Here is a 16417-nt window from a genome sequence, read left to right as displayed (position 1 = left end):
TATCTATTCCAAAACTACTTTAACTTGTTTCGTCTTTCCATTGATTGCTCCTTGAAATCTACAGCCGGCCGTCAATAGATCCTGCATTTGTTTCATGTGCTCTTGATAAATCCGTTCTCCCGCACATACTAATGGAATGCCCGGCGGATACGGAATAATCGCGTCCGCTGCCACTTTTCCAGTTGCATCTTGAATACCCACCCACTCCATTTTCATCCTATGAAGCTGAGTTGCTGTGTATACTACCGTTGACGTAGAATTAATTGATGAAAAGCTGTTAAACCGTACTGAACTATCTTCTTTCACTTTTATCCATTCCATCGCTAACTTAAATTTTTCCACTAGGTCAACGCCATGTTCCGCGTTCCCCACTTTCACTAAGGGTAGTACTAGCAACACTTGGTATAGATCGGCCAACTCGGGATAAATACCTTGTTGCTCCAGTGCTTCCTGTAAAACGTATCCACTATGACCTGTTGCGCGAATGAGCAACTTCAGTTGATCATCAGTCTCTATTACTTCGATATGCGCTATGCTGCATAAATCACGAACTACATTACTTCTGTATAGTTGAAAACTCTCATAGTCCTTTTCGTCATACGTCTCTGCATAATACCTTGCGTCATCCAACGATGCCATCAATAAATAAGACGGACTGCTGGACTGTAACATCTGAAGATAATGTGCAACTCTTTCCGCTTTTACAAATGGCGAATGAATATGTAAAAAAGAGGCCATTGTCATCGCGGGTAATGTTTTATGCGCCGACTGAACGACCAGATCAGCTCCGAGTTCGAGTGCGCTCGTTGGAAATGCATCATTCACTATAAAATGCGCACCATGCGCTTCATCAACGAGAACCGGTATACTGTAGCTATGGCATATCTCTATAATTTGTTCTAGATCTCTATTTATTAGTCCATAATAAGTAGGTGTGGTGAGAACGACCGCTTTCACATTCGGATACTGCTTGAGTGCTTCTTTTACGGCCTTCAATGATACCGTCCCTGCTGTTTGCGTCGGATCATCCCAATCTGGAGATAGAAAAACCGGAATCGCTCCTGTCAGTTCCAATGCATTGAATATCGATTTATGTGCATTACGCTGCACCAATACACAGTCTCCTGGCTGAACTGTTGCATACAGCATAGCCAGGTTTCCCACAGTCGAACCATTCACCAGAAAGAAACTCCGTTCACTGCCATAAAGATTCGCTAGCTTGTCTTCTGCTTCCTTGATTGCCTCTGTCGGTTCATGCAAGTCATCTAGTCCTGTCAGCTCCGTCAGATCGTAAGCAAGTGCTTGACGCACAGTGGCCGGCAAATCAGATAACGTGCCTCCTTTATGTCCGGGCACGTGGAATGAAACAGGTTTTCGGTCATGGAAATTCTGCAATGCTTGCACAAGTGGACGATCTTGATATTTCATATAGTACGCACTCCTTTACCTTTACTCAGTATAGCAAAAAGCGACACTCCTGACTAAAGGAGTATCGCTTTCAAGTCACACCCTATTATTTATACGCTGTTAACCTAACTTATATTTTTTATTGTCACATTTTGTTCGCGTTGTGTCAGCAACACTAGGATAGAATTCTGTTATTTATTGCCTGTACTAGTCGATCTACATAGAAATTCGGAACCTGCGTCCAGTTCACATCATGTCGTTGTTTACGAACTCTGATAAATTCCTTCAACAGTGAACCCATCGTCTCTTCTTTTATGAATAACTGCGCATAGTCATATTCTTTACTATAAACCATGGCTTCATGTAAAGAATGTGCCATTTCCAACCAGTGCTCTTGATAGGCATAACATACGCTTTCTAAAATTGTTGCTTCGATAAATGTCTCAATTTGCCCTTCCTGTAGCGCTTCAATTTTTACATGTACTACTTTCTTTAATGCCTCCCCCCATTGACCTTTTTGCAACAGTAGTCTTACATCTACGAGTGCGACAAATGGATGTTGAAGATCTTCCACGAAATCCCCCTTCAATTTCAAAAAGGTGATTTCTGCTTCTTCTAGACGATTTTGCTTCAAGTAAATGAAGGCTTTAAATGCATATAAAAAGTCTTTCCAGTAGCTATCTTCTGTATAAAACAGGGCACTCTGCAACGTACCATGCGCATTTTCCATTTCGCCATTTGCCATATGTAGCTTACAACTCAATACATACATAGGAATTAGCAGACCCGGATCCTGGAAGTGATGAGCTGACAGAAGTGCTTCTACTTGGTGTTCTCTAGATTCTTTCATTAAGCCTTTCATGTACAATGTTTCCGCTTGAATTCCGTGATAGTAACCGATAATAGAAAGTTTATTTGCTTGGCAAGATTGCTTTTCCAATAGTAATTTCTGTTGTTCAGGGGTTGCTGACATTTTACGAGAACCTAATGGTGTACGTGATAACGTAGGCTCAGTTTTATTAAACTGAATTGGCAGTAAATATAGCTTAGAGCGTTTTTCTACATTAAAGTCAAATCCTTTTTGCAGCCATTCCCCTACTTCTGTCACACCGCCCATTCGGATGATCGTAATGTAGGACTTTATTAAGAAATAGTCGTAAGGAGCGGATGGGCTTCTACTGGTAAAAGCATTCCATTCTTTTCGATTCTCTTGTGTTGTCATTTTACTTGCGACAAGATCCGCTGCATCGACTTGGTGCTCGGAAAGAAGAGAAAAAGCATACAATAACTGAAGATCTAAAGCTAATGGAATTTGAGCTTCTTCAAATTCACGGCACCAAGATATGAAAGTGGAGGTTTCCCGACTTTTGATAATGTCCACGCCGTGATTCATCATCCAAGTGCTAGCAAGTGGATACGCCTTTCCTATCAATGCGTGTGATATTGCACGTACAATATCACCTTGCTGGAAGTATACTCCTGCTGCCTTTTTATGAAGCTCTAATACAAAATCCTTTGAGTAGGTTTGTTGCAACTTTTGCTGTAAGGCGATAGAAAAAAGGGGGTGATAACGATAACATGCGTTTTTTTGCGTGTCCATTTCTATGAAGAAACCTTTTTCCTCTAAATTTTTTAAATGGATCAGGCTTTCAGTATTCTCGAGTAATGCGTCACATATTCGTTGGTCCATTGTATTCAAGATGGATGTTGTTAAAAGGAAATGCTGTGCAGATCTTGAAAAATCACCCCATAGATCATTCATTAACACCTTCATTGTGTACCTTCTAGAATGCTGCAGATCATACGTATCTTGTGACTGCACAACATTTCGTAGTGCCGCAGGCCAACCTTCTGTCTGCACGACTTCTTTCCATACTGATTGTTGCTGTGCGGGTTGGTTTTCCAAATACTTTTTCATATCTACGACCGTAAAACGCAGATGCTGCATTTTCACTTCAGTAACAGTGAATAAGGATTGCCAGATTGCAAGTGTAAAAGGAGGGAGGTGGCGACTAGCAAAGCATATCTTCAATGATTCGGGTAAATCCATTACAAAATACTGAATCATTTCCAACAGTTCCGAAGCATTAATATGATGAAAATCGTCAATAATTAATCGAACCCGCTTTGTCATTACACTACCTAGTTCTCTGTAGAAATTCCACATGGTGTTTAATTCATTGCGGTCTGCATCGGCAAGTTTTAGCTGTAATTTTTCTTGCGGAAGCAAATTGCACGCTGAGTAGACTGTATAGATGATATATCGGAAAAATTGGTCTGCATCATTGTCCGTTTCATCGGCTGTCAACCATGCGACGTTTTCATCCAAATTATCTGACCAACTAGTCAAAAATGTTGTCTTTCCATAACCTGTTGGAGCAGTAATGAACAGTACTTTTGATTGTACTGCTTCACGTTGGACAGCAATCATATTCTCTCCGCTAATCCACCCATCACTTACAGTAGGTTTTTGTACTTTTGAGGCTAGTATTGTGGTCATGACCGTCACCTCCTAATCAATAGTAGTATATTTTGTTCTACTGCCAATCCTTGGCTTGCAGTATTGCTTGAGTCCGTGATCTAACATTGAGTTTTTTATAGACTTTCGATAAGTACACTCTAACGGTTCCTTCCGAAAGAAAAAGCTGTTCTGCAATTTCCCTGTTGGATGAGCCAGTTGCAAGTGCCTTAAGCAACTCTTCTTCGCGTGGAGTTAAATGGGGTTTACTACTTTGGTGAGCAGCCGAGCGAATAGCAATATGATCCGTCCGCAACGACTGTACAAAGACAAGCGGAACTGTCTTCCAATGCGGTTGTTCAAAGTTCATTCGCCTTTTAATATAACTCATTAGCACTGGATTCAATGCTTTTTCGTCCATAAACATGCGTTTAAAGCCCGCCTTTACTGCTAATTCTAATGCTTCATGAAGTATATCGATTGCTAGCCTTTTTTTGTTGTTATTCCACATACAGATGGACCGCAATATTTTTGCCTCGATAGTAGTTGCTATATGCAATGCTTCTTTAGTTTCTTGCGTAACTTGATTAATACAATAAAGGGCTTTTTGCATATTGCCTTTGGCCATATGCAGTCGCGCCTGTACAAGCACTCTGAACTGCATCTCAAATTTTGCTTGCCAATGTGTTAAATTATATGATCTGTTCAATTCAATCTCTGCCCGGTCGAAGGATCCTTCTCGAATATAACCTAGTGCTTTCATTATAAGTAAAATACATTGCCAGTTAGTATTAACCGTTGATTCTATCGCGTGGTTTAGAATGGCCTGTGCTTTATTGAACTGCTCATTAGCCAGATACATTTTAGCTTGTAGAATGTACATGGGTATAGACAAGCCCGCATCGCTATGACGATCGATATATTCCATAGCCTTATTCATATTTTGTGCGGATTCAGGTAATAGATTCATTTCATAGAAGGCTTCCGCTTGTAGACCATAACTGTACCCTGCCAAATTATGAGCGAGGAATTTATCAGTACGTAAAACGTCATTCAATGTAGAAAGCCGTTTGATAGGGTATAGTCCGCCTCTATTGCCTAAACTAGTTTTCAGCAATTGAGGTTGAAAGTGGTTATACGTCATCGATACGTTTTTCCATCGTGAGTCAGCGGAAAATGAATATTTGTTAATTCGCTCTTGCGAACCTAATTCTTTTTTCCCTGTCGGACCACCCTGTGTAAACAACATAAACACTTTTACAATGTCTAAAATTAGTGCGGCATCTTCCAATGAGTCTTCCTTTTTCCAACCTGTTTTTTGATCCCTACGGTCAAGCTCTCGAATAATTAATCCCGCTTTTTCCATTTCAAACCGAATGGCTAGATTGAATGCATATACTGCAAGCGTTTCCACATGGAGTTCGAAAGTGCTTTTACGTAGTATCAACATCCATCGCATGAATGTCTCGGTCTGTTTGGATAAAATGATGTTCACCAGATTCTCTTTAATCCAATGATCAGCTACATCAAATAACTCCCCTTTAATCGCCAACTCAATTCCTGTTGCATAATCGCCTTGTTCATAGCGGATATGTGCTGCTTTACCATATACCTCAGTTATACAGTCATTCGAAAAATGTCGACGTCTTTCATTCTGTAAGGCAATTGAAAATAGACTATGGTACGTGTACGTCAGTTGACTATCTGTTAACTGATTAAGAAATAAACCGCTTTTCTCTATTTCTTTCAAGATTTCTTCACTATCATTACGATTCAATAACTGATTACAACTTTTAGGTGTTACATAGTGTAATACCGATGTGCGCATGAGAAAGTCTTGCATAATGGGAGTGAGACTGCACAATATTTCATACAATAAGTAATTTGCTACGACAGGCGATAGGACGGAAGATTCCTCCACGTTCCATTGAGGATCTTCTGCTGATCCGATTAGACTTATCAATTGAATACCTAAAGGCCAACCATCTGTAATACGTAATACTTGCTCGTAGAAAAATATGGAATATCTCGATAGTGAGGAACGCTTGCCGTAAAACTCACGAATTTCACTCAATTGGAATTGCAGATGGTGGATACCGATTTCGTACACCCAGCCCTTTATCCGCCACTTAGAAACGGATAAAGGCACTTCACTTCGGCTTGTTATGAGAACCTTTACATGACGCGATAAAGAATCGATGAATTGGTTCATCATGTTATGAATGACAGGATTCGTGATCATATGATAATTTTCTAGAATTAGTGTAACTCTTCTTCGTTGGGCATGTAGTTCTTTCAACAGCATCTCGACAATCATGTAATAGGGCGGGCTTGTTTTGAGGAAAGACAATACCTTTTCTGCATCCATTATATTGCCGCTTTTCTCTAATGACGTAATCACATAGGTCCAAAAACGAATGGGGTCGTTATCCATTTCGTCTAATGTGAGCCAAGCGGTCGAATCTGTTATGTGGGAGAATGATTTACTTAGCAACATGGTCTTTCCATATCCCTCCGGAGCGCGAACAATAGTAAGTCGCACCGAATTCGAGTGAATAGGAATTTCTATATCTTTTCTACTGATTACTCCTTCGTTTGCTAGTGGTATTTTAATCTTTTCATCAGCTATATATATATTCACAAATCCTCACTCCCTTCGAATGCATTACGACTCCCACTAGAACTCAACTATACGTACTAGTTTTACGTATCTTTACGAAATGTCTGTGTTGAAAAATATTTCGCCAATTGGCTTGTTGAGCACATCCGATATTTTCTTCATGGTCTTAGCACTTGGATAGTAAGCGCCATTCTCTATTTTGGATAAAGCTGTCCGACCGATGCCCACCCGCTCAGCCAATTCAGCTTGCGTCAGGTTCATTTGTTTCCTGAGTTCTTTTATATGATTGGCAAACATCTCGTTTTCTCCTTCCACTTTCGCTTTATAATTGACTGCGTTATTTAGGAATTTCAATGTAGAGTCTTCCATTCCTCCCATTCGCCATAGGGAAACTCTCATTTGTCCCTCTTCAGCGGCAACTTTCATCCATTGATATAAGGTTTGCTGATCTCCGTACCAAACCGTGTACGTATCACCGTGTTCATCTTGATAATCAAAGTACATACCGCCACTAAATGGATCTCGCATGGGCTTCACCCCACTTTTTCTAGCAAGTTCTTCTGCCTCTTTTTCAGTGAGAGTTTTCGTTTCATCTTTTCCATGTTGCCAACTAAAACCGCCAGTCGACAATGCGATAACTGGTTGCCCGGGAAGGGTATTCATTTTACTCACTACTTTGCGGATGAATTCATCGTCTGCTTTTGGCCCTGGACCTGAATGGCCGCCAAATAAGTTATAGGCCATCATGACGTAGACTGGTCCTATAGGAAAATTGTATTGTTCGACGTCTAAGTTGGGTTCCAATATAATACGCAATGTCTTTCCTTGTACTAACAGAGCATCATATAGTTCTTTATAAAATTGAAGCAAGTTTGGCAGATCTTCCCCATCTACATTTTCATAGTCTAGTTCTAACCCTTCAAATTGATAGACGTTGATGTATTCCAAAATATTATCAATATGCCGTTTACGACTTTCCGGCGTTTCTACCAAGCGTCCAATTAGTTCCGAATCTTTGTAAACGACCGTTCCATCAGGCAGAAACTGATCATTGACAATGGTTAAATCGAGTGGGATATTACGTTCCTTTGATAGCATTTTCATAGCACCAATGGCATCGACCATTTTGTCCCGTAAATATATGTGATCCTCTCCGTCAAAATAGGCTGCAAAAACCTGTGCCCTATCTAGACCCTGAACTTGTCGGAGGTCTCCCACTCCACTTTGCCACTGCCACTCAGTCACCCAAGCTGAAAGTTCCAATTCATCTAGAATGGATAAATCTACGGTTTGCTGTTTTTTTTCCTGGCATCCACTAAAAAAGAAGCAGGAAACCATAATGAATAGTATTTTTTTATTAGTAAGCATCGAAATCCCGCCTTTTCAACTCTTGCCGGTTATTAGAAGTTATCGACTACCCAGTTCATTGCTGATTTAATAGAACCAACAAATGTATACATCAGCTGCCGTGGCTTTTGTATTTCATTTGTGAACAAGGTCGTCTGCTCAACACCACTGTCCGCTAATGAAGCAATCGTCACTTCACTGAACTGTGCATCATGAATTGGATCATTGGTGTCTCCCGGTACCCAGCTAGAACCGAGTACTAGCTTTCCGTCTTGAATGTCTTGATTTACTTCTAGATTACTTACAATTTTTTTGTTATTTAACCTGACGTTTAATTTATTATTCTGAAGTTTGATGTCTATGCTTTTTTCATTAGGCAGTCCTTCGCTCTGTGCGTTATCTCCTTTTCGTACAGTAGGTTTTTCATTAGTTGTTGTTTGGACAATTTCAACTTTCGGTATGGACTTTTTTTCAAGAAGCTCTTTCAATTGTCCTTCTACCTTTTCCTCGATCACTAAATAATCGTTTTCAACTGTAATTTTCACGTAAGAGTCGCCATTCTCGCTATGTCGTAAGTAAATAGATTGTTGGCCCTCGATACTCCCCCCCACTTTTCCTGTAAACTGTATATCCTTGGCGGTATTCTCCATCAGTACCAATTTTCCAGCTTTTTTTGATTTTGAAGTAAGGGTGATCAGACTATCACGAAATTCCGCTGCGCTTTCAATTGCTTTCCATTGGTTGGCTTGTTTTTCGTTACCTGTTACGAAATCTACTCTTTGTTTTGTATCACTTTGTATTTTCATGAGTAAATGATTCGTAGACCAAGATGGTTTTGGCTGAACGCGAGTTAGGTTATATAATTCTCTCCCTCTCGTGTTAAGTGCAGTTCCTTCTTGATTAAAATGCATATCAAATGTTTTTCTGATCTCTTTGTCATTGACTTCTGTAACCAATTTGTTTGCTGTATTATACAAACCATTTGCATGCATAATCATGTAAACTCCGGGAATCGCACCCAACTTTTCTTGATATGTTTTGCGCATTGATTTGTAATCATTAGTGATGCGCCTCTCCATCTCCAATCGATTCTCACTTGGAATCAAATATTGATCGCGGATGAAGTCCATCGAAAAGTGATTGTACGATTCGATTTTATCTTTACTTAGCACTTCTTCATCATCACGAATATTCAAGAATGTGCCTTCCTTATTAAAGATATTGATGTATGTTAAACGGTTACCGTTACTACCTAATTCCCAAAACCCACTTTTTTGCATTTGCTTTAAGTGCGAAGGTTGAAGAAAACGTTTATCGTTCTCCTCTAACTTGTTGGCGAAAGAGAGTAATGTCGCTTTGTAGTTATACTTCTTCAACAGTGGATTGACGTAAACGCTCGTGTCTGTACGTCCATCTTCAAAAGCAAGAAATAATGCTTTCTCAGGTAATGGTTTCTTGTTTTTGTAGAAATTTAGAATATCTTGTTGAGAGATCGTCTCATATCCTTGTTCTCTCAACGCTTCCAACTGCCGCTGCAATTGCTTTTTTGCAAACAGAGAATCTGATCCATCCCTTGATACACCTGGATATGAAAGGGCGATAAAACCTTGCTTGTTCTTCCACTCTTTATTATTCAATGCATCATAACGATTCATTTCAACAAACGCTTGGAATACAAGAAATACTATGACTAATAAAATACCTAATTGAAGAATCGATCGTCTGACTTTCCGTCGGTTCTTCTTTTTATAATCTAATATTTCATCACTTTTTCGTTTCATACGTCATTCTCCTTATCTACAAACTCATATAGTTATGATTTAATAGTTAGAGGATCTTTTTTCAACTTCTTGCCCAACTTCTTATCGCGCGCTTCAATATCTTGTGGCGTATCACGTGTTCCCCAAGTAGATTTCCAGAATGTCACCCATGCAATAGGCATCTGCCATAATAGAACGGCTTCATACATCAAAACGAAGACAAATCCGAAGACCCACAGACTGCTTTTCTTAAAGAACAAGTAGGCCGCACTCATCATGAAGGCCATGAGAAACAGTCCTAGCAAGAAGGTGGTGGGGAATATACCGTAAAACAGCGGCACGTAGAGTAAGTTGTACAATACGACCACTGGCGCAGCAATTGGTACAATCAGTCCCACGTAAAAAAACAAAGCCATAAATACTTCTTTCCTCCAAATAAATGTTCCTGCTCGGAGTGATTCACGTAACCAAGAGCGTTTCCAGCGCATTTGTTGCTTTAAAAACACGCCAAATTTGTCCGGAACAACTGTTGAACAGATGGCCCTATCTTGGTATGCGGTGCGGTGTGTTTGTAGAATATAGTTGGTCATACTGCGATCATCACCGAAAGTCGCTGGCTGACCTAAGAAAGTTTGATTCAGCCAATCCTCTTGGTGGTCGAGAATCAGAGACTTTCTATAGCAAGATAATGGACCCGATAAACAAGTGACACAATCAAAATAGGATTCTGCTGCTTTCATGACACGAAAAGCAATATAGTAACGGACAACTTGTAGTTTTGTAATGCTATTTACATATTTATTTTCCACATCTGTGCGTCCTGCAACGCCACCCATTTTAGGATCTTGAAATGGTTGGACTAAATTCAAAATGGCATTCGGTTCTAAGATACTATCCGAATCGACAAAAACCACAAGATCATGTTTGGCCATTGCCACGCCATCTACTAGTGCTTTGCGTTTCCCACCATTTTGCGGCATTACGTATACTTGTAAACGTTCTTTGATTCTGTATACTTCATCTTCTTGTTCTAACCTTTCTACCGCTTTCCAGATATTTTCGACTGTGAGATCCGTGGACTGGTCATCTACGACGATTACTTCCAACTTATCGATTGGATAGTTTTGATTCAGACAACCATATATCGTTTTGTGAATCCACTCTTCTTCATTAAAGACCGGAATAATAATAGAGACACCTGGACGATAATTAGAATTGATTGGTACATTCCTATAGAAAGCTCCAAATATATATCGGGTGAGCAAAAATGTGGCTGCAATCAAACTATAGAAGTAAATGAACTTATTAAATTTAAAATAGACTAGACTTTCAATACGCATCAATACAATAAAGAATGCAACAAGTAAGAGACTGGCAAGGGTGAAGGTTGTGATAAACTTCCACTTCGTTCTCCGGAAGTAAGAATCTAGTGACTCAACGAAGGTAAAGACCATCTTCCAAGTGATTTCACCATTTGGCATTTCCACTTCCCGCCAACTAACTGTTCCACGGATTCTCACGGTCGACTCGTATCCTTCTTCCATTGTTCCTTTAGGAATTTTAAAACGAAGGTTTACTACATCGCCAGCTTTCAGTGAATTCATAGATGAGTCGAAGTCAACAAGTAGCTCTGTCTTGGATAATTCAATCGCTTTTGTTTTCATTTTTTTACCGACATTTTTATTTTTCATTGTGATAGCAAAATTACATGAGTAGGAATTCTTCAACATGCGATTCGTTTCGACCATTTTACCTTCGTCATCTCTTAGCAGTATTGGGACGTTTGGAAGAAGGGTCGATTCCCTAGTGTGTCTGATTACTGTTTTGGTATTTGATTTTTCTTTCACCATAATTCCACACCTTTCTTATAGACTCCAATACCGGATATTCTGATCTTCAAATTCTTTTTTCTCGTAGATTCCTTTTACATCTACCAGTAGTTGAGTAGTATCCATTTCGAACATTTGCTGGAAGTCTTCCAACGTGAGTCCCCTATACGCCTCATGTGGTACTGCTACAATGACTGCATGCAATCCTTTGAATTCCTCCGTGGATACAAGCGTGATACCACACTCTTCTTTCACTGCTTGGGGATCTGCCAATGCATCTGCGACAATTGGCTTGATTCCGTACTCTTCTAATTCGTTGATAATATCGAGTACTTTTGTGTTACGAAAATCAGGACAATCTTCTTTAAATGTAAGACCTAATACACCCACTTTGATATTGTTCATATTCACTTTCTGCTGTACAAGGATCTTAAGGATTTGCTGGGAAATATATGCCGCCATTGAATCATTGATATGGCGACCGGCAAGTAATATTTTAGATCGGTATCCGCAATCTTCTGCTTTAAACGTTAAATAATAGGGATCGATCCCTATACAGTGACCTCCTACTAATCCCGGAGAAAAAGGTAGGAAGTTCCACTTTGTTTTAGCCGCACGCAATACCGCTTGTGTATCAATTCTCATTTGATTAAACAACATGGAGAGTTCATTCATGAATGCAATGTTAATATCCCGTTGTGCATTCTCGATGACCTTTGCCGCTTCCGCTACCTTTATGCATTCCGCTCGGTATACGCCAGCCTCGATAATCATTTCATAGACACTTGCGATAGTATTTAGTGTTTCCTCATCACTGCCAGAAACAATTTTTACAATGTTCTCTAGTCGGTGGACTTGATCACCTGGATTAATACGCTCTGGCGAATAACCTACTGTAAAGTCTGTACCGAATTTCAGGTTAGATGCTGCCTCTAATTCAAGAATGCACACTTCTTCTGTAACTCCGGGATATACAGTTGACTCATAGACTACGACTGACCCCTTCTTCATATTTCGACCTACGACTTGGCTGGCCAACTGAAGGGCTTTCAAATCCGGAAGGTTACCAGACTGAATAGGTGTTGGCACGGCGACAATGAAAAACTTTGCTCCCTGCAAATCCGTTTCATTTGATGTAAAGAGCATACTCGTATTGCGGACTCGTTCATCTCCAACATCACCTGTTACGTCAATACCAGCAAATAACTGATCAATCTTTTTTTCACTAACATCAAAGCCAATGACATCTGCTACTTCAGAAAAAGCTATCGCTACCGGCAGTCCGACGTAACCCAATCCAACTACTGCAATCTTTTCTTGTCTATACATGATTCGCTCGTATAATGAATTCACCATTCATACCACCTCTGTCATTTAGTTATTCTTCATTCGCATTAACTCCGTCATATGTTTAAATGTGTAGCCTTCTTCGCGTAATGTATGGATTACTTTGGGGAGGGCTTCGATAGTGTGCGTGCCATCTAGGATGTGAAGTACAATGACACTTCCCTCTCCGCGTTTGTCGACGATTCGTTTAACGATTTCATCGGCATCATTTTCTACGTCCCAGTCAAATGGCGTGACATCGTACAATGCAATGCTTTTGTAACCTGTTGCCATAGCTACTTTTGCTGTCTTTTCATCAATTTCACCTGTAGCCGGACGGAATAGCATTGTCGGTTTTGCTTGAATCGCTTCAGTAATGACTTTATGCGCTTTAACCAAATCCTCTTGTAGTCTTTCAGGTGTGATTTTCGTCACTACTTCATGACTGTATGAGTGACTAGCAACTTCATGACCTTGCTCATAAATTGCTCTGGCTAAGTTGGGATTTTTCTCTACCCCTTTACCAACCAAGAAGAATGTGGAGGGGACTTTTTCTTCTTTCAAGATCTCAAGAATCTTTGTTACCGTGTAATCACTTGCCCAGTCATCAAATGTCAGTGCGATCACTTTTTCTTCTGTAGGAGCATCGTAAAAGATATTTGGTTTAATATCTTTATAGTTTGGATTGATTTTAATTCGATCATAGCCGGCTATTTGTTCTAATGGTTTACGCTTGGTACCTTTATTAACTAGTTCATTTAACGGAATTAATTTATAACCTGTATTTTCAACAGCCTTCGCGATATACGGAATGGCTCCAACCACCTCGGGATTAATATCCGTATGCATGGAGATAATTGAACCGCGCGTTATATACCTTTCAACATATTTGCCGATTGTCTTAGCTCCTTGCATATCCCCTTCACGTGGGTTGATTGTGTAATTAATGACGGCATCCATACCAAGTTGTGCAGTAACGGCTTGAAGATCCTCATTGTATTCACCCGATCGTGTTCGGACATAACGGGGCGTTATACCGGTTTCTTTTCGAATTACTTCATTGCTGAGTTTGACTTCTTTATACAATTCCTCATAACTCATATTCTGAAGATCCAATTGATTAAGTGTGTTGTTTTCTATTTCATGGCCGCGATCCAAAATCATTTTAGCAATTTCAGGCTCTTCCGCTACTCGAATACCTGGTAAAAAGAATGTAGCTGGGATATTGTTTTCCTCTAGTGCATCCAAAAGCTCCACCATTGTCTTTTTATCAGCCATTCCGTTAAATGTAAGGGATAACTCCTTTCTAGTAGTCCATACATAAGAAAGAACTTCACTTTTCCCATCTACGTATGGAGCGACCTTTTCACTAGCTAGAGCAACGGCTGCTGAATCACTATTCTTTTTACCTCCAAACAGTGGTGAACATCCACCTACTACCAATAAAGAACTTAGAAGTAATAAAAGAGAGGTAGATTTCAATTTGTTAAGATTATGAGATTCCCGATATTCATAACGCATTCTCAACACCTACACTTTCCGTATCATCATAATTTTTATACTTTTGCGCGTTATTCTTGAAAACAAACACAATCCTTATATGTGTCATCTGATCAACTAAAGTTAATAGGGAATTTAGGGCATCTATTATGCTAATTTATTAGTACATTTTCTTTACTTAACAACTTTCCACACTATCTTTTCATCGTAATATTGTAGTTAGTGTCTTTCACTACTAGCGCTGCAAGAAGTAAGTAGCGAGCCTAGTAAAACTGGATAGAAGTTAGGACAGACATTTATATATTCCAATTGCGTGTTCAGTTATAATTAAGTTAGTTACCAACTCCTTTTTACCATTAACCTCCGTGTTGTTTTTCTAAACAAATAGGTTAAAAAAACCATTTGTTTAGCCTTACAACACATATTAAATTCATTTGTTCTTTTTGTCAACACATTTGTCAGTCAACTCCGTCAATTATTTTTGCTACACATGGATTTATATTTTTTTAGTTCTATTTCATTCTATATGCGCTGAACATTACACTTTAGGTTACTAAACTTAGGGATATGGAGAATAGTAGTACTTAAAAAAAGCTGTAAAATGATAATGCTGCTCACAATGTAATATATTGGTAATGGAATATGTAACTTTTTCCCCGGATTCCATCGAATAGTACTATAGACTTTCAAATTAAATTAATAAACTGCTGCATGGTTTTTCTTTTAAAGCCTTTCTACCTAAAAGTGTTAGGCAAGTATTTCCTGCTTTTTATAAGTAAATAGGTTATGATAGAAGTACATACTTTGCAATATTAGTCATCAAGATGTTTAGGAGGTAATATGTTTGAACAAATTTGGAATTCGCCTACGAAAATTACGTGAACAAAGACAAATGACTTTACGTTATTTAGCCGACCTATCTAATCTGAGTTACTCCTTCATCGCTTCATTAGAAAAAGGTAGATACAACCCTTCTCGTGAAACGATTTGTGCATTAGCAGCTGCCTTGGAGGCAGATAAAAATGAGTTGCTAATATTGGCAGGTTACCTACCTAATGAAACAGTAGATCAAGCCATTACATCTTCAAAAAGTGATGAACTGGCTAAAGAAATTGAACTAGAGAAATTACTGCAAAAGCCCGTATCCTTTAATGGTACAAAGTTGTCCAACGCGGATAAAAATGCTTTGTTGGCATTCATGCAAACTATGTTCAACTTTAAAAAATAATCTTATTTACCATTTTAATTTTTTCGACAATACTCAATAGTATTTTATAACATTCTACTATATAATAACTGTACACAATTTTTCTATTCGCAAGTATAATTTCAGCTATATCTTTGAAGCCTATTCTGAAATGCTTGCTGATAGGCAATCGTTTACTCTTCTTCTTCCGTCGCTCAAGTCTTCATTCTATTTGTTTAGGGGATGAGCAGTATGCCGGCTTATATGGTCAATGAGTATTACGTTTTTACGTCGTATAAGGAAATGTCTTTGCTTATTCATGATATTATCCACTATTCTATTTTGCCTCCACAACAAGATCGACATTCATTTTCAATTCTTACTGGTTATCTGGACACAACTACACTTAAATTCCAGTCAGACAATGGACTATCCATTGCATTACGCTATGAAAGCGAAGACGATATTTACTACCCCGCATGATTAGTTAGCCAGCTTTAATCGTCTCGAATAGAAACATCCGCTGTCTAATCCATGGGCTTTACGACATGGATTTTTTATCGTCTCATTTGTTTAGTAAATTCTTTTTAACATAAGGGAGGGGCTAGCTACTAGGGATGATTGATTGGGGCTTGGCTCGCAAGGTTTATAGTGGTAAGTGGTAGTCATAGTGTGTCTGGTGTGCTGCGTTAAGCAGGTAGGCAGGGTGATAGAGCGCTTGGCATGCTGTATTGATCGGGTAGGCCGCGCGATAGAGGGCTTGACATGCTTCATTGAGCAGATAAGCGGAACGTTAGAGCGCATGGCATGCTTCATTGAGCGGGTAAGCAAGAAGATAGAGCGCTTATCATGATTTATTGAGCACCTAACCAAGATCGACAATCTCTCGACTCTGAACTTAGTTCATATTTAGTATTAAACACAAAAAAGCCACTCCCCAAAGGGAATGGCTTCGCATGCCTAGCAACGTCCTACTCTCACAGG

At 39.3% G+C, this 16417-nt stretch carries 10 protein-coding genes; 2 read left to right on the top strand and 8 right to left on the bottom strand.

The window, feature by feature from the left end:
• Positions 1 to 3 precede the first annotated feature (3 nt).
• From CSV63_RS14740 to CSV63_RS14705, 8 genes are all read right to left on the bottom strand, one after another.
• A complete protein-coding gene (locus tag CSV63_RS14740) occupies positions 4 to 1428 on the bottom strand; it encodes an aminotransferase class I/II-fold pyridoxal phosphate-dependent enzyme (RefSeq protein ID WP_099696496.1) in 1425 nt (474 codons plus the stop codon).
• Positions 1429 to 1582: 154 nt separating this feature from the next.
• A complete protein-coding gene (locus CSV63_RS14735) occupies positions 1583 to 3907 on the bottom strand; it encodes a winged helix-turn-helix domain-containing protein (protein WP_099696495.1) in 2325 nt (774 codons plus the stop codon).
• 37 nt (positions 3908 to 3944) lie between these two features.
• Positions 3945 to 6506 (bottom strand): winged helix-turn-helix domain-containing protein, encoded by a 2562-nt coding sequence (locus CSV63_RS14730; protein WP_099696494.1) that lies wholly within the window; start codon positions 6504 to 6506, stop codon positions 3945 to 3947.
• Positions 6507 to 6578: 72 nt separating this feature from the next.
• Positions 6579 to 7853 (bottom strand): helix-turn-helix domain-containing protein, encoded by a 1275-nt coding sequence (locus CSV63_RS14725; protein ID WP_158233974.1) that lies wholly within the window; start codon positions 7851 to 7853, stop codon positions 6579 to 6581.
• A 32-nt stretch (positions 7854 to 7885) separates the two neighbouring features.
• Entirely contained in the window at positions 7886 to 9613 is a 1728-nt protein-coding gene (locus tag CSV63_RS14720; RefSeq protein ID WP_099696493.1) for a polysaccharide deacetylase family protein, read from the bottom strand.
• A gap of 32 nt (positions 9614 to 9645) precedes the next feature.
• Positions 9646 to 11442 (bottom strand): glycosyltransferase family 2 protein, encoded by a 1797-nt coding sequence (locus tag CSV63_RS14715; protein ID WP_099696492.1) that lies wholly within the window; start codon positions 11440 to 11442, stop codon positions 9646 to 9648.
• A gap of 15 nt (positions 11443 to 11457) precedes the next feature.
• Positions 11458 to 12777: a nucleotide sugar dehydrogenase gene (locus tag CSV63_RS14710; RefSeq protein WP_099696491.1), complete on the bottom strand. Its 1320-nt coding sequence runs from the start codon at positions 12775 to 12777 to the stop codon at positions 11458 to 11460.
• An 18-nt stretch (positions 12778 to 12795) separates the two neighbouring features.
• Positions 12796 to 14268 carry a polysaccharide deacetylase family protein gene (locus CSV63_RS14705; RefSeq protein WP_099696490.1) on the bottom strand — a complete coding sequence of 491 codons (1473 nt, stop codon included), beginning with the start codon at positions 14266 to 14268 and terminating at the stop codon, positions 12796 to 12798.
• An 823-nt stretch (positions 14269 to 15091) separates the two neighbouring features.
• On the opposite strand from CSV63_RS14705, the gene CSV63_RS14700 reads away from it, so the two are divergent.
• Positions 15092 to 15475, top strand: coding sequence for a helix-turn-helix domain-containing protein (locus CSV63_RS14700; protein ID WP_099696489.1), 384 nt, complete (start codon positions 15092 to 15094; stop codon positions 15473 to 15475).
• A 210-nt stretch (positions 15476 to 15685) separates the two neighbouring features.
• On the top strand, positions 15686 to 15916 hold the full coding sequence (locus CSV63_RS14695) for a hypothetical protein (RefSeq protein WP_099696488.1): 231 nt from the start codon (positions 15686 to 15688) through the stop codon (positions 15914 to 15916).
• Positions 15917 to 16417 lie beyond the last annotated feature (501 nt).

This window comes from Sporosarcina sp. P34, from assembly GCF_002743375.1.
Lineage (GTDB): Bacteria > Bacillota > Bacilli > Bacillales_A > Planococcaceae > Sporosarcina.
This window is presented reverse-complemented; position numbering and strand designations above follow the sequence as displayed.